Origin of the sequence: Streptomyces alanosinicus, from assembly GCF_014650595.1 — a bacterium.
Taxonomy (GTDB): Bacteria; Actinomycetota; Actinomycetes; order Streptomycetales; family Streptomycetaceae; genus Streptomyces; species Streptomyces alanosinicus.
This window is the reverse complement of record NZ_BMVG01000017.1, coordinates 1-19,784: the sequence shown is the minus strand read 5'-3', so window position 1 is coordinate 19,784 and position 19,784 is coordinate 1. Positions and strand designations below refer to the sequence as shown.

18 protein-coding genes and 2 pseudogenes are annotated in these 19,784 nt (G+C 69.5%); 11 read left to right on the top strand and 9 right to left on the bottom strand.

What is annotated here, in order from left to right:
• The first annotated feature begins 14 nt into the window (after nt 1-14).
• Nucleotides 15-1,175 (top strand): Gfo/Idh/MocA family protein, encoded by a 1,161-nt coding sequence (locus IE277_RS28285; RefSeq protein WP_189956543.1) that lies wholly within the window; start codon nt 15-17, stop codon nt 1,173-1,175.
• Nucleotides 1,176-1,205: 30 nt separating this feature from the next.
• Here the strand turns inward: IE277_RS28285 and IE277_RS28280 are convergent, their stop codons facing one another.
• Both IE277_RS28280 and IE277_RS28275 read right to left on the bottom strand, forming a co-directional pair.
• Entirely contained in the window at nt 1,206-1,862 is a 657-nt protein-coding gene (locus IE277_RS28280) for a poly-gamma-glutamate hydrolase family protein (protein ID WP_189956542.1), read from the bottom strand.
• 10 nt (nt 1,863-1,872) lie between these two features.
• Complete coding sequence (locus tag IE277_RS28275; RefSeq protein WP_189956541.1) at nt 1,873-2,904, bottom strand: LacI family DNA-binding transcriptional regulator; 1,032 nt, start codon at nt 2,902-2,904, stop codon at nt 1,873-1,875.
• 147 nt (nt 2,905-3,051) lie between these two features.
• On the opposite strand from IE277_RS28275, the pseudogene IE277_RS28270 reads away from it, so the two are divergent.
• From IE277_RS28270 to IE277_RS28260, 3 genes and pseudogenes are all read left to right on the top strand, one after another.
• Nucleotides 3,052-3,384: pseudogene (locus tag IE277_RS28270) on the top strand (phytanoyl-CoA dioxygenase family protein); the annotation flags it as partial.
• 123 nt (nt 3,385-3,507) lie between these two features.
• Nucleotides 3,508-4,332: pseudogene (locus tag IE277_RS28265) on the top strand (SDR family oxidoreductase).
• Between the two features lie 99 nt (nt 4,333-4,431).
• On the top strand, nt 4,432-5,436 hold the full coding sequence (locus tag IE277_RS28260; protein WP_189956540.1) for a Gfo/Idh/MocA family protein: 1,005 nt from the start codon (nt 4,432-4,434) through the stop codon (nt 5,434-5,436).
• Between the two features lie 61 nt (nt 5,437-5,497).
• On the opposite strand, the gene IE277_RS28255 is transcribed toward IE277_RS28260, so the two are convergent.
• The 5 genes from IE277_RS28255 to IE277_RS28235 all read right to left on the bottom strand — a co-directional run bounded on the left by IE277_RS28255 (nt 5,498) and on the right by IE277_RS28235 (nt 9,838).
• Entirely contained in the window at nt 5,498-5,689 is a 192-nt protein-coding gene (locus IE277_RS28255; protein WP_189956539.1) for a hypothetical protein, read from the bottom strand.
• 226 nt (nt 5,690-5,915) lie between these two features.
• A complete protein-coding gene (locus IE277_RS28250) occupies nt 5,916-6,824 on the bottom strand; it encodes a sugar phosphate isomerase/epimerase family protein (RefSeq protein WP_189956538.1) in 909 nt (302 codons plus the stop codon).
• A 2-nt stretch (nt 6,825-6,826) separates the two neighbouring features.
• A complete protein-coding gene (locus IE277_RS28245; RefSeq protein ID WP_189956537.1) occupies nt 6,827-7,738 on the bottom strand; it encodes an ATP-binding cassette domain-containing protein in 912 nt (303 codons plus the stop codon).
• A gap of 4 nt (nt 7,739-7,742) precedes the next feature.
• On the bottom strand, nt 7,743-8,819 hold the full coding sequence (locus IE277_RS28240; RefSeq protein WP_189956536.1) for an ABC transporter permease: 1,077 nt from the start codon (nt 8,817-8,819) through the stop codon (nt 7,743-7,745).
• Nucleotides 8,819-9,838, bottom strand: coding sequence for a sugar ABC transporter substrate-binding protein (locus tag IE277_RS28235; protein WP_189956535.1), 1,020 nt, complete (start codon nt 9,836-9,838; stop codon nt 8,819-8,821). The genes IE277_RS28240 and IE277_RS28235 overlap by 1 nt, the downstream gene beginning before the upstream one ends.
• Nucleotides 9,839-10,343: 505 nt before the next feature.
• Between IE277_RS28235 and IE277_RS28230 the strand changes: the two genes are divergently transcribed.
• The 4 genes from IE277_RS28230 to IE277_RS28215 all read left to right on the top strand — a co-directional run bounded on the left by IE277_RS28230 (nt 10,344) and on the right by IE277_RS28215 (nt 14,652).
• Nucleotides 10,344-11,657, top strand: a complete 1,314-nt coding sequence (locus IE277_RS28230; protein ID WP_189956534.1) for an ABC transporter substrate-binding protein — start codon at nt 10,344-10,346, stop codon at nt 11,655-11,657.
• Nucleotides 11,658-11,665: 8 nt separating this feature from the next.
• Entirely contained in the window at nt 11,666-12,649 is a 984-nt protein-coding gene (locus IE277_RS28225) for a carbohydrate ABC transporter permease (RefSeq protein WP_189956533.1), read from the top strand.
• A complete protein-coding gene (locus IE277_RS28220) occupies nt 12,646-13,533 on the top strand; it encodes a carbohydrate ABC transporter permease (RefSeq protein ID WP_189956532.1) in 888 nt (295 codons plus the stop codon). The genes IE277_RS28225 and IE277_RS28220 overlap by 4 nt, the downstream gene beginning before the upstream one ends.
• A gap of 114 nt (nt 13,534-13,647) precedes the next feature.
• On the top strand, nt 13,648-14,652 hold the full coding sequence (locus IE277_RS28215) for a zinc-binding dehydrogenase (protein WP_189956531.1): 1,005 nt from the start codon (nt 13,648-13,650) through the stop codon (nt 14,650-14,652).
• A 34-nt stretch (nt 14,653-14,686) separates the two neighbouring features.
• Here the strand turns inward: IE277_RS28215 and IE277_RS28210 are convergent, their stop codons facing one another.
• On the bottom strand, nt 14,687-15,223 hold the full coding sequence (locus tag IE277_RS28210; RefSeq protein WP_189956530.1) for a PadR family transcriptional regulator: 537 nt from the start codon (nt 15,221-15,223) through the stop codon (nt 14,687-14,689).
• A 372-nt stretch (nt 15,224-15,595) separates the two neighbouring features.
• On the opposite strand from IE277_RS28210, the gene IE277_RS28205 reads away from it, so the two are divergent.
• From IE277_RS28205 to IE277_RS49275, 3 genes are all read left to right on the top strand, one after another.
• A complete protein-coding gene (locus IE277_RS28205) occupies nt 15,596-16,873 on the top strand; it encodes a PP2C family protein-serine/threonine phosphatase (protein WP_189956658.1) in 1,278 nt (425 codons plus the stop codon).
• A 109-nt stretch (nt 16,874-16,982) separates the two neighbouring features.
• Nucleotides 16,983-18,032: an MASE1 domain-containing protein gene (locus IE277_RS28200; protein WP_189956529.1), complete on the top strand. Its 1,050-nt coding sequence runs from the start codon at nt 16,983-16,985 to the stop codon at nt 18,030-18,032.
• Between the two features lie 157 nt (nt 18,033-18,189).
• Entirely contained in the window at nt 18,190-18,639 is a 450-nt protein-coding gene (locus tag IE277_RS49275) for a lipoyl domain-containing protein (RefSeq protein ID WP_189956528.1), read from the top strand.
• Between the two features lie 87 nt (nt 18,640-18,726).
• Here the strand turns inward: IE277_RS49275 and IE277_RS28190 are convergent, their stop codons facing one another.
• Nucleotides 18,727-19,500 carry a hypothetical protein gene (locus IE277_RS28190; protein WP_189956527.1) on the bottom strand — a complete coding sequence of 258 codons (774 nt, stop codon included), beginning with the start codon at nt 19,498-19,500 and terminating at the stop codon, nt 18,727-18,729.
• Nucleotides 19,501-19,784 lie beyond the last annotated feature (284 nt).

Here is a 19,784-nt window from a genome sequence, read left to right as displayed (position 1 = left end):
CCGGGAGGGCTGTCATGGTGGATGAGCTGGGTGTCGCCGTCATCGGGTTCGGCTGGATGGGCCGGGTGCACTCCCAGGCGTACGCGCGGCTGCCGCACCACTATCCGCATCTCCCGCTGCGCCCCCGGCTGATCACGGTCGCCGAGGAGGTGCCGGGGCGCGCCGAGGAGGCCGCCGAGCGGTACGGGTTCGCCTCCGCGACCCGCGACTGGCGTGAGGTGGCGGCCGATCCCCGGGTGCGGGCCGTGAGCATCACCGCCCCGAACTTCCTGCACCGGGAGATCGGCGTGGCGATGGCCGAGGCCGGCAAGCACATCTGGATCGAGAAGCCGGTCGGGCTGACCGTCGGGGACGCCCGCGCGGTCGCCGACGCGGTCGCCAAGGCCGGCGTGCAGGGCACCGTCGGCTTCAACTACCGCAACGCACCCGCCGTCGAGGCCGCCCGCGAGCTGATCGCCTCCGGTGAGATCGGCGCGGTGACCCACGTCCGCATCCGCCTCTTCAGTGACTACGCGGCCCATCCGGACGGCGCCCTGACCTGGCGGTACGAGCGGGCGCGCGGCGGCAGCGGGGTGCTCGGCGATCTGGCCTCGCACGGCGCCGACCTGGCCCGCTTCCTGCTCGGTGACATCGACTCGCTCACCGCCGACACCGCGGTCTTCGTCCCGGAGCGGGCCCGGCCGGCCGGCGCCACCGCCGGCCACACCCTCGCCGCCGGCGGCGAACGGGGCCCGGTCGAGAACGAGGACTACGTGAACTGCCTGCTGCGCTTCGCCTCCGGCGCCCGCGGGGTCCTGGAGGCCTGCCGGGTCTCGGTCGGCGAACAGAACAACTACGGCTTCGAGGTGCACGGCACGAAAGGGTCCGTCTTCTGGGACTTCCGGCGGCTGAACGAGCTTGCGGTGAGCCGGGGTTCGACGTATCAGGACCAGCCCGTGAGCACGGTGTACGTCGGGCCGGGCGACGGTGAGTTCGCCGCGTTCCAGCCGGGGGCGGCGAACGCGATGGGGTACGACGATCTGAAGGTGATCGAGGCGTCCCGGTTCGTGCGGTCCGTGGCCGAGGGGACGGCGTACGGGGCGACGCTCACGGACGCGGTGTGCAGTGCTGCGGCGCTGGACGCGATGGCCCGGTCGGCTCAGGACGGTACCTGGGCGGAAATCGGGTCGTGCTGAGTGCGCCGTCCGAAGCGCCACGCCATGCCGTCATGCGTCTGCGGCGTCGTCGTGGCCCGTCGCGCAGTTCCCCGCGCCCCTGCTCGGCACTGTCCTGCTCAGTGCTTCCACACCCGCCGTCAGCGCGTCGGTCACCTGGTCCGGTGGGATGTCGGCGTCGCCGCTCGTGCGGGCCGGCAGGGGCAGTTCCACCTGGACTCCGGCGAGGCGGGTCAGGTTGACCGGGTTCCTGGGGTGGACGCCGCGCAGGTCGGAGGGGATCGCGGCCAGGTCGGTGACGGCCGGGAACTGCGGGGCCCGGGCGGCGAACGCCTCGGCGAGGACGTGGGCCGCGTCGCGGTTGGCGCCGCCGAGGAAGACGGTGTGCGCTGCCCCGGGCCGCATATGGCCGTGCAGGGAGACCGTGAGGCGGACCTGCTGAAGGAAGTCCCGCAGCAGCGCGCTGTGGTCGGGTGCCATGCGCGGGGACGGGATGTGCACGGGCCGGCGGACATCCGGCTGGGTGAAGACGAGGCTGGTGGCGCCGCAGCGGCGGGCGACGACGCGGGCGAGTTCGGCGGTGCCTCCCTCGTTGCTGCCGTGCAGCGCCAGCAGCCCGATCCCGTCGCCCGGTACGAGGGTCGCGAGCAGCGGGACGCCCTCGATCTCCACCTGCTCGCTGCGTGGCGTCCGCTCCGTGCGTGCCATCGTTCCCCCTTCAGCCGTCCGTCGGCGCGGGCATGTTGTACGGCGTGACGACCTGGATCGCGGACGGCAGCGCCGGGCCGGCCGGGGGCAGCGCGCCATGCGCCCGCATGACCAGATGGCAGGCCTCCCGCATGTCCTGGCGCAGATCGTGGTGGAGCACGGCGGACAGCCGGTGGGCCCGCAGCAGCCGGGTGTTGTCGTGGTCGAGGTCGTGGGCGATGAAGACCGCGCAGTCGCGGCCGAGGTCGGCGAAGGCGCGCAGGGTGGCGTCGTTGCCGCCGCCGATGGAGTAGACGGCCCGGATCTCCGGGTCGCGTTCCAGTGCGGCGCGGGCCAGGTCGTACTGGGTGGCGTCCAGGCCCTGTCCCTCGGCGATCTCCACCAGCCTTCGCGCGGGATGCCGGGCCCGCATCACGCTCCTGAACCCCATCTCGCGCTCCTCCTCGTTACGGAAGAAGCCGCTGCTGAGGCTGGTGAGGACATGGCCGGGCCGGTCGCCGAGCCACTGGCCCATCAGATAGGCGGCGGTGGCGCCGGCGGCCCGGTTGTCGCTGCCGACGCAGCCGAGCCGGCCGCTTGCGGGCAGATCGGTGACGAGGGTGACGACCGGGATGCCGGCGGCGGTGAGCCGGCCCACGGCGTCGGTGACCTCGGGGACGTCCGGCGCCTTGAGGATCACGCCCTGGGAGCCGCGCCGGGCGATCCGGTCAAGGGTCCTGACCTGCTCGGCAGCGGGGCCGGTCTCGCGGAAGTGGAAGCGGGAGCGGACCACGGCCGGGTGCAGGGACGGCAGTTCGGCCTCCAGGGCCGCGCGCACGGCGGCCGAGAACCGCTCCGGCGCCTGCACCACGATGTCGACCATGAAGGTACGGCCGACCAGCCGCACCTGGGTGCGCTGCCGGTCGAGGTCGGCGATGGCCCGGCGCACCTCCTGCGCGGTGCTCTCACGCACCCCTCCCCTGCCGTTCAGCACCCGGTCCACGGTGGCCTCGCTGAGACCCGCCTGACGTGCGATCTCCCGGATCGGGAACGGATGGCCCATGGCCCAGCTCCTTGATGGGTTTTTGATGGCTGGCTGCTGGTTGTTCGAGGGGTTTGTACTGACAAGAATGACAGGGCTGCGTCGTTTCCGTGGCCGAATGCCGTGATCGCGGGCCGGCGGCCGCGTGCCCCGACCGAAAGGACACCGATGTCCGTCGCCTCCGCGCCAGGCCGCGCCTGGCTGTCCGAGCAGGACTGCGACCTCGATGCCTTCCGCGCCCTGATCGAGCGGACGACGCACCTGGCGGACTATCCGCACGCCGCCTCGGTGGCGGAGAACGTCCTGGTGTACGAGGCGGAGCGGCTGCGGGCCGCCCACGACCGGGACGCGGTGCGGGCCGAGCCGGTGCGGGCGTTCGCCGACGGCCCCGGGATCGTCGTGGTGCGGGGTGCCTTCCCTGATCTCTCGGTCGTCGACCGGGTCACCTCGGTGTTCGAGGCGCTGATCGCCGAACGGCGGGGCTCGGGAGCCACGCCCGGCGCCCGCCCGCGCAGGCGGACCTGCCGCGGCGGGCGGTGCGCGAGGAGTGGAGCCCCCGGCGGCTGCGGGCGCGGCTGCGGGCCGGTACGGAACGGCGAGAGCTGAGGAAGGTCAGGGAAGCTCATGGGACTTGTCGACGGACTTCTCCGGGAAAAGACCGTCCTGGCCAACGGCGGCAGTCAGGGGGTCGGTGCCGCCATCGCGCGGGCCGCCGTCCGGGAGGGCGCCGCCGTGGCGGTCACCGGACGCCGTACGGAACCGGGTGAGGCGCTGGCGGCCGAGCTGGCGGCCGCCGGGGGCAAGGCGATGTTCGTGCGCGCCGACCTGGCGGACGCCGGTCAGGCCACGGCGGCCGTCACCGAGGTGGTGGACGCCTTCAGCCGGATCGACTGCCTGGTCAACTCGGCGGGGCTGACCTCGCGCGGCACGCTGCTGGACACGACCCCGGAGCTGTTCGACGCGCACATCGCGATCAATCTCAAGGGGCCGTTCTTCGCGATGCAGGTGGCGGTCGCCGACATGGTGGCCCGTAAGGCGCCCGGCACGGTCGTCGACATCATCACCTCCTCGGCGCACGGAGCCAGCCGTTCCTCGCGCCGTACGTCGCCGCCAAGGCGGGCCTCGTGGGTCTGACCCTCCCCCACGCTCGAAACAGACTCGCGCGGGGGGACCCCCATCGCGGCGCACGCCCATCGCTTCGACCGGATCCGGATCAACGGCCTGAACATCGGCTGGACCGCCACGGAGGGCGAGGACGCCACGCAGCGCGCCTTCCACGGTGCGGGCGACGGCTGGCGGGAGCAGGCCGCGGCGAGGCTGCCGATGGGCAAGCTGGGCCAACCGGACGAGATCGCCGACTTCGTGGTGTTCCTGCTGTCCGATCGCTCCGGCGTGGTGACCGGCTCGGTGGTCGACTGGGACCAGAACGTCCTCGGCGGCCTCGACTGATCCTCCCTCCCCGCTCGCCCTCGTGAGCACCGCCTCGCCCCCCGTACGCACCGCCTCGTCCCCGCAAGAACCGCGAGAACCGCAAGGAGCCTCATCGTCATGCGCATCGGAATCCTCGGCCTCGGCCGCATCGGCGCCTTCCATGCCGAGACCCTCTCCGGCCTCGACGCCGTCGACTCGCTCGTCGTCACCGACCCGTTCGCGGACGCGGCCAAGGCCGCCGCGGAGCGGTTCGGGGCCGAGGTCGTGGACTCGCCGGCGGCGCTGCTGGCCGCCGGCGTGGACGGCATCGTGGTGGCGGCCGCGACCGACGCCCACCCCGCCCTGATCCTGGCCGGCGTCGAGGCCGGTGTCCCGGTCTTCTGCGAGAAGCCCGTCGCGAAGACCATGAGCGAGGGCGTGGCGGTGCTGAAGGCCGTGAGCGGCGCCGATGTGCCGATCCAGATCGGCTACAACCGCCGCTTCGACGCGGGCTTCAGTGCCGCGCGCGCCGCCGTGCACGCGGGTGAGCTGGGCAAGCTGCACACGGTGCGCTGCACGACGCTGGACCCGGCGCCGCCGCCGGCCGCGTACGTCGCCGCGTCGGGTGGCATCTTCCGGGACTGCTCCGTGCACGACTTCGACATCATCCGCTGGGTGACCGGTCGTGAGGTCACCGAGGTGTACGCGGTCGGCGGCAACCGGGGCGCCGACTACATCAGGGAGGCGGGCGACGCCGACACCACCGGCGCGATCCTCACCCTGGACGACGGCACGATCGCGGTGGTCTCCAACTCCCGTCACAACGCCCGGGGTTATGACGTCCGCATGGAGCTGCACGGCTTCACGGACTCCCTGGCCGTCGGCCTGGACGACAAGCTGCCGCTGCGCTCGGCCGAACCCGGGGTGTCCTTCCCGGCCGGCACTCCGCACGACTTCTTCATGGACCGCTTCACCGACGCCTACCGCGCCGAACTCACCGCGTTCACCGAGGTCGTGGCCGGCACCCGGCCTTCCCCCTGTACCGTGGAGGACGCCCTGGAAGCGGGCTGGATCGCCGAGGCCTGCACCCTGTCCCTGCACGAGCACCGTCCGGTGACCCTCGCAGAGGTACGGCAGGCCTGACCGACGCGCCTCCTGCGCAGGGCGGGCCCGCACAGCGGTGCCCGCCCTGTGTCGTTGCCGCTCAGAGGCAGTAGCGCACCAGCCACTCGTCCGGGTTGTAGATGTCCCGGGCCGGGTCCGGCACGGTCGCCGGCCTGGTCTCGACGGTGTCTTCGGGGCGTATCCGCTCGGGCAGCGAGCCGAAGCGGGTGCGGCGCAGGGTCGCCGCGTCGGTGGTCTCCCGGGGTGTCCCGGATTCCGTGCGGTGTGTCATCTCGTCCTCCCGTCTGCGCGGGCGTCCCCCGTCTTCATGGTCAACGTCCGCGTGCCCCCGGTTGGTTCCCGGCCACCCGCTGGCCGAATCCGTTGCCGTACCGCAGGAACCAGCCCTGGGGAACCGGCCCGCAGGATCCGGCCCGCCGGGCATGCCGACGGCCCGGTTCCCATGGACACGGGAACCGGGCCGGGCGAGGGTCTGGGCCGGGCGAGGGTCTGGATCCTCAGGCCCCGCAGGAGCGCAGGAAGCGCCGGGTGCGGACCGCGATCGGCAGGGGCTTGTCCGGCTCGCACGGGTACATGTCCTGCTCCACGATCGCGAACAGATCCACGCCGAGCCGCTGCGCCGCCTCCATCACCGGCCCCAACTCCGGTACTCCGGACGGTGGTTCGCACATCACACCGCGAGCCACCGCGGGTCCGAACGGAGTCCCGGCGGCCTGCACCTCGGCCAGGATCCGCGGGTCGACCTGCTTGAGGTGGAGATAGCCGATGCGCTCGCTGTAGGTCTCGATGAGCTTGACGCTGTCCCCGCCGCAGTAGGCGTAGTGCCCGGTGTCCAGGCAGAGGTTGACCAGGTCCGTGTCCGTCGAGTCCAGGAAGCGCTCGACGTGGTCCTCGGTGTCGATATGGGTGTCGGCGTGCGGGTGGACGACGATGTCCAGGCCGTACGTCTCCCTGACCTCGTGCCCGAGCCGTTCCATGCCCTTGGTCAGGTGCGCCCACTGCTCGGCGGTCAGCTCCGGGGGCTCCAGGATCTCGGCGGTCTTGTCGTCCCGCCAGAAGGAGGGGATGACCACCAGGTGGCGCGCGCCCATCGCCTGGGTGAGCGCGGCGACCTCGCTGACATGGGCCCAGGTCTCCGCCCAGACGGACGGCCCCCGGTGCATGCCGGTGAAGACCGTGCCCGCGGACACCTTCAGATCGCGCCGGGCCACCTCGTCCCGCAGCCGGGCGGGGTCGGTGGGGAGATAGCCGTAGGGGCCGAGCTCGATCCAGTCGTAGCCCGCGTCGGAGACCTCGTCGAGGAAGCGTTCCCAGGGCACCTGCTGCGGATCGTCGGGGAACCAGACGCCCCAGGAATCGGGGGCCGAGCCGACCCGGATGCGGTCCAGCGGGGTGGGGGTGGCCATGGTCAGGGGGTTCCTTCCGGGGAGTGCGCGACGGGTGCGGTGAGATCGCTCTCTTCGGGGAGTTCCTCGGTGTCGACGCCGCGTACCTGGGCCAGTTCGTGTTTGAGGGCGGCGAGTTCGGCGCCGCCGGCCATGTGGTTGGTCAGTTCTTCCAGGCTGACCTCGCTGCGGGCGGCGGAGAGTTCGAGGGTGCCCAGGCGCAGGACGCTGAAGTGGTCGCCGACCATATAGGCGTGGTGGGGGTTGTGGGTGATGAAGATGACGCCCAGGCCGCGGTCGCGGGCGGCGGCGATGTACTTCAGGACCACGCCGGACTGTTTGACGCCGAGGGCGGCGGTGGGCTCGTCGAGGATGAGGACGCGGGCGCCGAAGTAGACGGCGCGGGCGATGGCCACGCACTGGCGCTGGCCGCCGGAGAGGGTGCCGATGGGCTGTTCCAGGTCGTCCAGGACGATGCCCATGTTCCGCAGTTCTTGGTCCGCGGTCTGTTTCATGCGGGCGATGTCCAGGCGGCGGACGGGCCAGGGGCCCTTGGTCATCTCGGAGCCGAGGAAGAAGTTCCGCCACACCGGCATCAGCGGCACGGTGGCCAGGTCCTGGTAGACGGTGGCGATACCGCGGTCCAGGGCCTCGCGGGGGCTGGCGAACCGCACCGGGCCGCCGTCGACGAGGAACTCTCCCTCGGTGTGCTGGTGCAGCCCGGAGACGATTTTGATCAGGGTGGACTTGCCGGCGCCGTTGTCGCCGAGCACACAGGTCACCTGTCCGGCGTGCACCGTCAGGTCGACGCCGTGCAGGGCGCGGATGTTGCCGTAGGACTTACCCGCGCCGCGCAGCTCGACCAGCGGGCCCTGCCCGGCGGCAGGGGTGTCGGCGAGGACGGCGCCGTGTGTGGTGGTTGCCTTGTCGGTCATCGTGCTACCTCCGGGTCGCCGTGCGCTGGACCCACAGATTGATCAGGACGGCGCCGAGCAGCATCACGCCGAGGAAGGCCTTGAACCAGTCCGGGTTCCAGCCGGCGTAGACGATGCCCTGGTTGACCATGCCGAACATGAACGCCCCGAAGACCGGGCCGATCGCGGAGCCGTAGCCGCCGGTGAGCAGACAGCCGCCGATCACGGCCGCCGCGATGTAGATCAGCTCGTTGCTGACGCCCTCACCGGACTGCACGGTGTTGAAGGAGAACAGGTTGTGCATGCCGACGAACCAGGCACCCAGGCCGACCAGCATGAACAGCGAGATCTTGGTGAACGTCACCGGCACACCCACCGCCCGCGCCGAATCCTTGTTCCCGCCGACGGCGAAGATCCAGTTGCCGTACTTGGTGCGCAGCAGCACCCAGGTGGCCAGGGCCGCGAAGACCAGCCACCACACGATCGTGATCTTCACCTCCACCCCGCCCACGTGGAACGAGGACGCGAAGATCTTCTTCGCCTGGGCGAAGCCGTCCATGTCGCTGATGTCGTCGGTGGCGACGTTGCCGGTGACCCATTTGGTCACGGCCAGGTTCACGCCCTGCAGGATCAGGAAGGTGCCGAGGGTGATCAGGAAGCTGGGCAGGCCGGTCTTGACCACCATCCAGCCGTTGAAGAAGCCGATGGCGAGCGAGACGGCCAGGGCGACGATCACGCCGGTCCACACGTTCAGGGTCAGCTGGTAGCTGAGCATGCTCGCGGTCAGCGCCGAGGAGATCACGGCGACGCCGGAGGACAGATCGAACTCTCCGCCGATCATCAGCAGCGCCACGGGCAGCGCCATGATCCCGATCGTCGAGGACTGGTAAAGGATCGTGGCCATCGAACTGCCCTGACGTACCGAGGGCGCCACGATCAGGAAGAAGACCAGCACGGCGGCCGCGCCGAGGAAGACACCCACCTCCGGGCGGGCGAGCAACCGCAACGCCAGCGGGCGGCGGGCGGTCCGGCCGTCGCTCTCCCTGGGACCGGACGCCGGCGGCCTGCCCAGGGCCGGATCGGCCTGCTGCGCCATGCTCATCACCGGGTCCCCTTCGCGGCGTACTCGGCGACCTTGTCGACATTGGACTTGTCGACGAAGGCCGGGCCGGTCAGCACCGGCTGCACTCCGCCACCGCTGTAGTTGCCGTTGTTCTTGTAGAGCCACAGTCCGTCGACCGCCAGATAGCCCTGCAGATAGGGCTGCTGATCGACCGCGAACTCGATGCTGCCGTTCTGGACCGCCTTCACCAGGTCCTTGTTCAGGTCGAAGGTGGCCACCTTGGCCTTGCTGCCCCCGTCATCCACTGACTGCACGGCGGTGAGGGCGTAGGGGGCGCCGAGGGTGACGACGGTGTCGATGGCGCTGTCCTGCTTGAGCTTCGCCGTGATCGTCGACCGCACGGACGGCATGTCCGTGCCGTTCACATACAGCGTCTCAGTGGTGCCCTTGAACGTCTTCTTCACTCCGTCGCAGCGCTGGGTGAGGCCCACATTGCCCTGCTCCTGGATCACACAGACGATCTTCTTGGCGCCGGTGGTGTTCAGCTTGTCGCCGAACGCCTCGCCCGCGACGCTCTCGTCCTGTCCGAAGAACTCCAGCAGGCCTAGCTGCTTCCAGTCACTCAGCCCCGAGTTCAGGCCCACGACGGGGATGCCGGCCTGCTGTGCCTTGCCTATGACGGCCTTCATCGCGTCCGGCTTGGCCAGGGTGACCGCGATGCCGTCGACCTTCTGGTCGATCGCGTTCTGCACCAGGTTCGCCTGGTTCCCCGCGTTCGGGTCGGCGGAGTAGACGAGTTTGACGTTGTCCTTGGCCGCGGCGGCCTCGGCGCCCTTGCGGACGGTGTCCCAGAAGGTGTCACCGGGTGCCTGGTGCGTGACCAGCGCGACGGTCATCCGTGGGGTATCGGCCTTGCCCACCGAGGCGTTCTGGGCCGCCTCCTCGGCCTTCTTGCCGCCATGGGCGCTGGCGCAGCCCGCCAGCGTCAGGGCGGCCGCGGCGGTGACAGCCACGACCGGAGCCAGTCTCCGGGAGCGGGAGGGAGAAGAGCGGTCCATCTTTCCTGCACCTCACTGTGCGTGGGACGGGGGGAAGGGACGCTGTTGCGTTGGGACGGGATACAAGTCCTTGGCGAGCCCGCTGTCAATACTTTGTTAAGACATCATTTCACAAGCAGGTTCGAATGTCAGTACAAACTATGGGCACCTCCGCCCTCCTGGACCTCCGCGTGAAGCATGAGCCCAGTACACCGCACCGCACCGCGAACGGCACCGGGTCGCTGGTCAGGGGCGGAAACGGAATCGCCCGTGTTCACACAGCCCCCGCCGCCGCCCGCGCCATGGGGCCGCCGGCTGCGCGCCGCGGCGAACTCGCAGGTAACGATGACGATTACGTTTCGGGCAAGAGACCGTCCAGTGGAGACCGACCTATTGACGCATGCGCGGACTTGGGGCTGTTATTACGCCCACGATGTTCGGTCGAGTTGGTTTCTGAGCGGTTTCGACGACCTTTCGGTGATCGACTCATCCCCTTGACCGAGCCCTGTATTCCTCAGGAGCCGCCATGCGCCTCTCCCCCTCCGGTGTTTCCGTCCCGGGTCCCAGCCGTCGTTCACTGCTGCGCGGTGCGGGCGGTGCCGCCCTGCTCGCCGGTGCCGGCATACCCCTGCTGTCCGCCTGCGGAGGCAGCGGTTCCTCCTCCGACCCGAAGACCGTCACGCTCGGCTCCAACGCCTCAGACGCCGTGCCGAAGAAGGCCTTCGAAGCGGTGTACGCGGACTTCAAGAAGCAGTCCGGGCTCTCGGTCGATGTGAACACGAAGGATCACAACACCTTCCAGGAACAGATCAACTCCTATCTGCAGGGCACGCCGGACGACGTGTTCAACTGGTTCGCCGGATACCGCATGCAGTTCTTCGCCGCGAAGAAGCTGGCCACACCGATCGACGACGTGTGGCAGAAGATCGGCGGCAATTTCCCGGACGCGATGAAGAAGCTCAGCAAGGGCGAGGACGGCAAGTACTACTTCGTACCGTTGACGACGTACCCCTGGGCGATCTTCTACCGCAAGAGCGTCTTCCAGCAGCACGGCTACAAGATCCCCGCGAGCTGGGACGACTTCGTCGCCCTGTGCAAGCAGATGCAGAAGGACGGCCTGGTCCCGCTCGCCTTCGGCGACAAGGACGCCTGGCCGGCGATGGGCACCTTCGACCAGATCAACTTCCGCCTCAACGGCTACGACTTCCATGTGCAGCTGATGGCGGGCAAGGCGTCCTGGACCGACGCCAAGGTGAAGGCCGTCTTCGACCACTGGGCCGAGATCCTGCCCTACCACCAGGACGGCTTCATGGGCCGTACCTGGGAGGACGCCGCACAGACGCTGGTTTCGAAGAAGGCCGGCATGTACCTCCTCGGCTCGTTCGTGGCGCAGCAGTTCACGAACAAGGCCGACCTGGACGACCTCGACTTCTTCCCCTTCCCGGAGCTCAACTCCGCGTACGGCCAGGACACGGTCGAGGCGCCGACCGACGGCTTCATGGTCAGCAAGGCCCCGAAGAACCACGCGGGTGTCCTGAAACTGCTGGAGTACCTCGGCACTCCGGCGGCCGAGGAGGTGTACCTGAAGACGGACACCAGTGTGGTGGCCGCCTCCAGCAAGGCCGACACCTCCGCGTACTCGCCGCTGCAGAAGAAGGCGTTCGAGATGATCGGCAGCGCCAAGAGCCTCACCCAGTTCATGGACCGTGACTCCCGGCCCGACTTCACCTCCACGGTGATGCAGCCCGGCCTGCAGAAGTTCCTGCAGAACCCCAAGGGCGTGGACAGCCTGCTGGCGTCCATCGAGCGCCAGAAGAAGACGATCTTCGCGTCCGAGTGAGCGCCCCGATGACGACCGACATGACGACGAAGACCCCGGAGGCGGCCACCGAGCCGCCTCCGAGGCGCACGCCCAAGAAGAAGCGGGCCGCGCAGCAGAGCCACCGGCGCCTGCTCACCCGCCGCGACCGCATCACGCTCGCCCTGATGGCGGGCGTGCCGACGATCCTGCATGTGGCCCTTGTCTGGGTCACCGCCATCGCCTCGATCTTCCTCGCCTTCACCACCTGGGACGGCATCGGGTTCGACTCGATCAAGTGGGTGGGGCTGGACAACTTCAAGCAACTCTTCAACGACAACCCGCAGTTCTGGCCGGCCGTCCAGCACAACGTCATCTGGTTCGTGGTGCTGATCCTGATCCCGACGCCGTTCGGCCTGTTCCTGGCCGTGCAGTTGGACAAGCGGATCCGCTTCAGCCGGGTCTACCAGACCGCGTTCTTCCTGCCGGTCGTCATCTCGATGGCCTGCATCGGCTTCGTCTGGCAGCTGGTCTACAACCCGGACACCGGCCTCATCAACAGCATCATCGGCGCGAACAAGCCCGGCCACTACATCGACTGGATCGGCGACCCGCACCTCAACCTGTGGGCGGTCCTCATCGCCGCTTCCTGGCGGCACGCCGGCTACATGATGATCCTGTACCTGGCCGGTCTGAAGAGCGTCGACCCCTCGCTCAGGGAGGCCGCCGCGCTGGACGGCGCCAATGAGTGGCAGACGTTCAAGAGCGTCATCTTCCCCACCCTGCGCCCGACCAACACGGTCGTCCTGGTCGTCACCATCATCGAGGCGCTGCGCGCCTTCGACCTGGTCTTCGTCTTCAACAAGGGCGCCCAGGGCACGGAGTTGCTGTCGATCCTGGTCACCAACAACATCATCGGCGAGTCCAGCCGCATCGGCTACGGCTCCGCCATCGCCGTCGTCCTGCTGGTGATCTCCCTCGCGGTGATCATCCCCTATCTGATCGCCACCTTCCGGAAGGAGCGGCGCGCATGAGCAGCACCACTCTCCCGCTGAAGCAGCGCGCCCCGGTCCGCCCCGCCCGGATCCTGCTGCACGTCTTCCTCGCGGGGACCGCCCTGGCGTGGCTGGCGCCGCTGCTGTGGGCGGTGTTCTCCGCGCTACGGCCGTACAGCGAGACCAGCGCCAAGGGCTACGTCTCCTGGCCGTCCAAGCTGACCTTCGAGAACTTCACGAACGCGTTCCAGCAGTCGGACATGCTGCACTACTTCGGCAACACGCTGATCATCGCGGTGCCGGCCGTACTGCTGACCCTGTTCCTGTCGTCCTGTGTGGCGTTCTACGTGGCCCGCTTCGACTTCCGGGTCAACCTCGCCCTGCTGCTGGTCTTCACGGCGGGCAACCTGCTGCCGCAGCAGGTCATCATCACCCCGCTGTACCGGCTGTACCTGCTGACGGACCTGCCGGGCATCACCGCCAGCGGCAAGCTGTACGACTCCGCGCTCGGCCTGGTCCTCATCCATGTGGCGTTCCAGTCGGGGTTCTGCGCGTTCGTGCTGAGCAACTACATGCGCTCGCTGCCGCACGAGCTGACGGAGGCCGCGCTGGTCGACGGTGCCTCGGTGTGGCGGCTGTACTGGCAGATCACCCTGCCGCTGTGCAAGCCGGCGATGGCGGCCCTGGCGACGCTGCTGTCCATCTGGATCTACAACGACTTCTTCTGGGCCCTCGTCCTGATCTCGACCGGCGAGAACATGCCGATCACCTCGGCCCTGAACAACCTCTCCGGGCAGTACTTCACCGACCCCAACCTGGTCGCCGCCGGCTCCCTGCTGACCGCGATCCCGACCCTGGTCGTCTACTTCGCGCTCCAGCGCCAGTTCGTCAGCGGCCTGACCCTCGGCGCCAACAAGGGCTGACCCACGGGCAGTTCCACTGCGGCATACCTCTCCTAGAGTGCCTCGATTCGTGGCACCCTGAAGGTGAGCACGGCCCGCACGGGCGTGCGGCCGCGGACGAGGGAGGCGTCATCCATGGCGGAGCGCACGATGCGGGCGGTCGTGACCGAGCGGCCCGGCGGCCCGGAGGTACTGCGCCTGAGGGAGGTGCCACGGCCCTCGGCGCGGCCGGGCTGGACCCTGGTGCGGATCACGGCCTTCGGGCTCAACCGCTCGGAGCTGTTCACGCGGCGCGGCTGGTCGCCCGGCGTGGAGCTGCCCCGCATCCTCGGCATCGAAGGCGTCGGCGTGGTGGCCGAATCAGTCGATCCACGGCTGCCGGAGGGCACCGCCGTCGCCGCCGCCATGGGCGGACTGGGCCGCCTCTTCGACGGCACCTACGCGGAGTACGCGCTGATCCCGAGCGCACAGCTGATGCCGGTCCGCACCGGTCTGCCCTGGCCGCTGGTGGCCGCCGTACCCGAGGCCTATCTCACCGCGTACGGCTCGCTGGAAGCCCTGGAGACCCGCCCGGGACAGCGCCTGCTCGTCCGCGCGGCCACCTCCGGCGTCGGCATGGCCGCTCTCGATCTCGCGCGCGACCTGGGGCTGGAGGTGGCCGGCACGACCCGCGATCCCGCCAAGGCCGCGGCCGTACGCGCCGCCGGCGCCGAGCACGTCGTGCTGGACCAGGGCGGCGCGCTGCCCGACCGGGTGAAGGAGGTGTGGTCCGACGGCGCCGACCGGATCCTGGACCTCGTCGGCGGCCCCGCCCTGCTGGACTCCCTGCGCTCCCTCGCGCCGCGCGGGCGGGTGTGCTGCACCGGCTGCCTGTCGGACGAATGGGTCGTCCCGTCCTTCGAACCGCTGGAGCACATTCCCTCCGGCGCCGCCCTGACCACCTTCTCCAGCAGCCTCGTCAACACCGGCGAGTGGGCCGCGCAGGCGCTTCAGGAGATCCTCGACCGGATCGCGGACGGCTCCGTCCGGCCTGCCCTCGACCAGGTCTTCCCGCTGGCCGAACTCCCGGACGCCCACCGGTACATGGAGGAGAACCGCGCGATCGGCAAGGTGGTGGGCAGCAATGTGCAGGACGCGTGAGCAGGCCGCTTGAGCCGGCCGCGCCGTGCCGCGGTCAGCCGGCGGTCCCGGCTTCGAGTTCCCTGATGGTCTCCTCCAGCCAGGCCTTCTCGGCGTTCCTCGTCGCGCGGGCCACGGTGAGGACGCCCCGCCGGAACGGGTCGCTCAGCTCGTCGGCCCGCAGCGGCCTCGTGCCGTCGTAGAAGAAGCTCGCGGGCTCCGCCAGGAAGTCCCACCGCCGGCGCAGTACGGCGATCCGCTCCCGCGGGTCGGGCAGCTGCGACAGGAACGACAGGACGACGACGAACTTGGCGCGGTCGGTGATGTCCTGCGTGCTCGGTCTGCGCAGCCGGCGCAGCAGTTCCGCGCGCCCCGCCTCCGTCAGCGTGATCATCTGCCGGGGTGCGACGCCCTGACCCGGCTCCTCGTGACGCGTGAGCCAGCCGGAACCCTCCAGCCGGGACACGGCCGGATACAGCGCTCCGTCGCTCACCGTGCGGACATGACCGGCCAGGCCGGCGATGTGCTTCTTCAACTCGTAGGCGTGCATGGGCCGTTCGGCGAGAAAGCCCAGGATCGCGAGCGTCAGCACAAGGCCTCCCGAGTGCGCTGGTCCGGTGGACTTTCCCACGATAACCGCGGCGATGCCTCGGGTCGAGGCGCCTCGAACCGAGGTGATATCTCTCGAATCGAGGCGCGCAGCTTTCCGGAGCCCGCGGTGGCGGCGGCGCCGGGTGCCACAATCAGAGACGACGCGGCGATGACCGTCCGCCCTGACGTGATCGGGGTCGTGGAAGGAGGCCGCAATGCACCTCTCGCTCCGGGGGCCGCGCCCGCGGACCCGTCGTGACCGGCGAGAACACCCATCGATGGCCGGGATCGGACATCAGGCCGCCGGGTGCCGGTGATGGCGGGAGAGCGGCAGTGGAGCCGGCCCAGGCAGCCACAACTCCCCGACCTGCATATGCGCCTGCGCTCCGAGCTGGGCCGGATCGACGAGCAGCTGCGTGGCCTGCTGTCCTCCATGGACCGGCTGCAGGGGCTGCTGGACGCGGTGGTGGCCATCAGCCGTGAGGTGGAGCTGCCCGCGGTGCTGCACCGTATCGTGACCACCGCGATGGACCTGGTCGGCGCCCGCTACGGAGCACTGGGCGTGCTCGACGCGTCCAGGGGGCGCCTGGAGCAGTTCATCACGGCCGGTCTGACGGAGCACGAACGCCTCGCTCTGGCCGAGTCCGGCCTGCCCCGCGGCCTGGGCGTCCTCGGCCATCTGATCCACTATCCCGAACCCCTGCGGATCGACGACATCACGGCCCATCCGTCCTCCGCCGGTTTCCCGCCCGGCCATCCCCGGCTGCACACCCTGCTCGGCGTCGCCATCAGTGTGCGCGGGGAGATCTACGGTGACCTCTACCTCTCCGAGCGAGAGGACGGCCGGCCCTTCGACGTGCACGACGAGAACGTCGTCGTCGCCCTGGCCGGCGCCGCCGGCATCGCGATCGAGAACGTCCGCCTCTTCGAACGGATCCGGGTCGGAGCCGAGCAGTTCCAGCGGCTGCTGCTGCCCACCCTGCCCGATCTGCGGCCCTTCACCGCCGCCGCCATCTACCGGCCGGCTGCCGAGCCCAGTCAGCTCGGCGGCGACTGGTACGACGCCATCCCCCTGCCCGACCACGCGGTGGCGGTCGTGATCGGTGATGTGGTCGGCCACGATCTGCGGGCCGCGGCGGCCATGGCCGCCACCCGCAACATGCTGCGCGCCCTGCTGTTCGACCAGAGCGACCCGCCCGGCGCGGTCCTCGCCCGGCTCGACCGGGCCCTGGAGGCCATGACGAACAGTCCCGTCACGACCACCACGCTGGCCCGTATCGAACAGGAGGGACCGGGCTGGCGACTGCACTGGAGCACCGCGGGCCACGTCCCGCCCCTGCTGCTCACCGATGAGCACCACGTGACCTACCTGCTCGCCGAGCCCGGACTGCCGCTCGGCGTCGACACCGCACAGCCCCGCCCGGACCACTCCCGCTCCCTGCCCCCGCACGCCACCGTGGTCTTCTTCACGGACGGGCTGATCGAGCATCCCGAGCACACCATCGACGAGCGGCTGAGCACACTCGCCGCACTCGCCGCGCAACACGCCGGCCTGCCCCTGCCCGCGTTCGTCCAGGCACTGGCCGACCAGCACCCCAGCGACGGGCACGACGACATGGCCATCCTCGCCGTGCGCATGCCGCCCGACTGAGGTCCCCCTCGTCGCAGAGCCGTCCTCGCCGGTCAGCGGCGACGTGGAGGATCCGGGGCAACCGGCGGATGATGGGCCTGGGGGACGGTGCCGACCCGGAGGTCGCCCCATGGCTGACGTGCGGCATGTACAGCCCGGCCGCAGTCGTGCGGCGGCCGTCGCGGAGATCTGTGCCCTCGCCGCGCTGTACTACGGCTCGGCCAGGGCAGGACTGCTCCAGCAGCTGGTGCGCGGCCAGGTCACCCCGCTGTGGCCGCCGAGCGGGATAGCGCTGGCGGGCCTGCTGCTGCGCGGCCCGCGGGTCTGGCCCGGCATCGCGATCGGCGCGTTCTTCACCAACCTCTGGCTGGGACCGTCACTCCCGGCCGTGCTCGCGATCACGGCAGGCAACACCCTGGCGCCCGTCTGCTCCTACACGCTGCTGCGCCGCATCGGCTTCCGCAACGAGCTGGACCGGCTGCGGGACGCGCTCGCCCTGATCTTCCTCGGCGCGTTCACCGGGATGCTGATCAGCGCGACGACAGGCAGCGGAACCCTGCTTCTCGCCGGTGTCCTGAACACCGAGGGCTTCTGGCCGACGTGGTCGGTGTGGTGGACCGGCGACGCGATGGGCGTTCTCGTGGTCACCCCGGTCCTGCTCGTCCTCAGCTCGGCACGCCGGCCGAAGGGCGTGTCGGCCCTGCGGTGGGTGGAGGGGCTGCTGCTCGTGGCGGCCACCATCGGTGTCGGTGTCGTCGAGACCAGTCGCGTGCCGCTGATGTTCCTCGGCTTCCCGCTGCTGATCTGGGCGGCCTTCCGCTTCCAGCTGGCCGGGGCCGCGCCCTGCGCGCTGGCCGTGTCCACGTTCGCGATCGTCACCGCCGCCCGGAGAGCGGGCCCCTTCGCCGGCCATGACCTGCTCACCAACATGATCACCCTGCAGGCGTTCAACGGCTCCGCCTCGCTGACCGCGCTGCTGGTCGCGGCCGTCATCAGCGAGCGCAACGAGACCCAGCGGGAGATCGCGCGAGCCTGCCGGCAACTCGCCGAGATGGTGGCCAAGATCGCCACCGGCGACCACCGCCCGCTGCTCCCCGACGGGCAGGACGGACAGGATGAAGAGGACGAAGAGGAACAGGGCGGTCCCACGGACGCGAAAAGGTCGTCCTCTCACCCCTGAGCCGAGGTGCATACCGAGGTTCTTCTCTGCATACTCAAAGGTGGACGTCCGCGATCACCAGCGTGCAATACGCTTCTATTCTTCCGCCTTTCGCTCTTTACCAGGTTTCCACGCTCCGTCCAGTGGATGTATCTGCCGAGAACCGGAAGGAGTCGACATGCGCGTTACCGCCCGGGGTCGTATTCCTCGCATCGTCGGGAAGTCATTCCTGATCGCAGCGCTTGCCGCCGCGCCGAGCCTCGCCTCTGCTTCCTTGACGCAGGCGTCGGCGTCGACGTCGGCGCCTCAAGGACAAACGCGGGAATCCCGCCCGACTCCCTCGCCATCCGCCAAGTCGCACACTACGAAAGTCGTCATGCCAAACCTCGGACAATCCGTGACAGAGGCTATCGTCACGAGATGGTTGGCGAAGGTGGGCGAATCCGTGCAGGCTGGTCAGCCATTGCTCGAAGTCTCCACTGACAAGGTGGACGCGGTCATCGACTCGCCCGCTTCCGGAAAGCTCACCAAGATCGTGGTCAAGGAGGACCGGACCGCGAAAGTCGGAGCAACGATCGCTCTGATATCCAGCGGAAGCAGCGCGTCTCGGACCCGAAGCACGCGCTGAACCTCTACGCCAGGTCGGCCCATGTGCCCGACAGGTGAGGGCGCCCACCAGCCGACCTGGCTCCCAGCACGGGACAGTCCACCGGCGTCAGCCGGGGATTGCCGCCAGGTCCTGCCGCAGCAGGTCGAGGGTGAAGCCGTCCGGGTCGGGACGGTCGGTGTCAGCCCACTGCTTACTGAGTACCGCGTATGCCTCGTCGCAGTAGGTCCGGAAGAACTGCCAGGTCATCGGCTGGAGCTTCCCCCAGGTGACACAGATCAGCTGCGTGGGGGTGTACCCGACGACCGGTACACAGTGGCCGCCCCAGCTGTTGGGCTGGCCAGGTCCTACCGGTCCCCCTGGGGGCACCATCCAGACGGACTGCCCTTGAGCGCTGTAGGGCATCTGCAGCCCGATGTACGCCGCGCCGAACAGTTCGATGGTGTTTCGCAGGTGTTCGGTGTTTCCCGGCTCACAGGCGGCGAAGGCGAAGATCTGGTTTCCCCCGATGCCGTCCGTGCGCCAGGAGTTCAAGGCGTCGAGCATGTTGGTGCCACGGTCCGTCGAGGGATCCCCCGCCTGGAATCCGGTGAGGGCGGTGTAGGCGTCGAGCGCTTCTTTCTCGGTGGGCTCGAACTCCACGGGCCCCTCGTAGGCCGACCAGTTCTGCTCCATGTGGAGCGCAGCGGCCTCCACACAGTCGCCGTATCGGTCATTGCCCAGCATCTGCCAGTCAACGACCTTGTCGGTCCAGTTCTTCGCCGTAGGGGCCGGCGGCAGTGTGGGATGGAGGTACTGCGCGAAGTTGAGCGTACGCCTGTCGACCCTGGCGGGAGCCTTGCCTAGTCGGCCAACGACGGGTTGGCCATTCCGAGGTGCCATGATCCTCCTTCGGGTGTCCTGCCCATACCTTGCGCAGGAATTGGGCATTTCTTCTGGCATATGCCACGACATGACTTCGTGCCACCGGGAGCCCATGAAGCCTGATCTGAACGGGTGAATTTATGATGGAAACCGTTCGTTTTCTACAGCGGTGCAAGTCGCCGACTACCGCTAGCCTCCGCCTTTCAGTTGGGTTTGGCTGAACCGGGTTGATGGCCGGGGGCATGTTTTCGGGCCGTGTGGCGTCTTCGGGCATGCCAAGGGCCCGACGCGCCGGCCGGGGT

Coding starts and splice junctions, on each gene's coding strand:
- IE277_RS28285 (WP_189956543.1), top strand. CDS start 15: ATGGTGGATGAGCTGGGTGTCGCCGTCATCGGGTTCGGCTGGATGGGC.
- IE277_RS28280 (WP_189956542.1), bottom strand. CDS start 1,862: ATGGCACGCACGGAGCGGACGCCACGCAGCGAGCAGGTGGAGATCGAG.
- IE277_RS28275 (WP_189956541.1), bottom strand. CDS start 2,904: ATGGGCCATCCGTTCCCGATCCGGGAGATCGCACGTCAGGCGGGTCTC.
- IE277_RS28260 (WP_189956540.1), top strand. CDS start 4,432: ATGCGCATCGGAATCCTCGGCCTCGGCCGCATCGGCGCCTTCCATGCC.
- IE277_RS28255 (WP_189956539.1), bottom strand. CDS start 5,689: ATGACACACCGCACGGAATCCGGGACACCCCGGGAGACCACCGACGCG.
- IE277_RS28250 (WP_189956538.1), bottom strand. CDS start 6,824: ATGGCCACCCCCACCCCGCTGGACCGCATCCGGGTCGGCTCGGCCCCC.
- IE277_RS28245 (WP_189956537.1), bottom strand. CDS start 7,738: ATGACCGACAAGGCAACCACCACACACGGCGCCGTCCTCGCCGACACC.
- IE277_RS28240 (WP_189956536.1), bottom strand. CDS start 8,819: ATGAGCATGGCGCAGCAGGCCGATCCGGCCCTGGGCAGGCCGCCGGCG.
- IE277_RS28235 (WP_189956535.1), bottom strand. CDS start 9,838: ATGGACCGCTCTTCTCCCTCCCGCTCCCGGAGACTGGCTCCGGTCGTG.
- IE277_RS28230 (WP_189956534.1), top strand. CDS start 10,344: ATGCGCCTCTCCCCCTCCGGTGTTTCCGTCCCGGGTCCCAGCCGTCGT.
- IE277_RS28225 (WP_189956533.1), top strand. CDS start 11,666: ATGACGACCGACATGACGACGAAGACCCCGGAGGCGGCCACCGAGCCG.
- IE277_RS28220 (WP_189956532.1), top strand. CDS start 12,646: ATGAGCAGCACCACTCTCCCGCTGAAGCAGCGCGCCCCGGTCCGCCCC.
- IE277_RS28215 (WP_189956531.1), top strand. CDS start 13,648: ATGGCGGAGCGCACGATGCGGGCGGTCGTGACCGAGCGGCCCGGCGGC.
- IE277_RS28205 (WP_189956658.1), top strand. CDS start 15,596: ATGCGCCTGCGCTCCGAGCTGGGCCGGATCGACGAGCAGCTGCGTGGC.
- IE277_RS28200 (WP_189956529.1), top strand. CDS start 16,983: ATGGCTGACGTGCGGCATGTACAGCCCGGCCGCAGTCGTGCGGCGGCC.
- IE277_RS49275 (WP_189956528.1), top strand. CDS start 18,190: ATGCGCGTTACCGCCCGGGGTCGTATTCCTCGCATCGTCGGGAAGTCA.
- IE277_RS28190 (WP_189956527.1), bottom strand. CDS start 19,500: ATGGCACCTCGGAATGGCCAACCCGTCGTTGGCCGACTAGGCAAGGCT.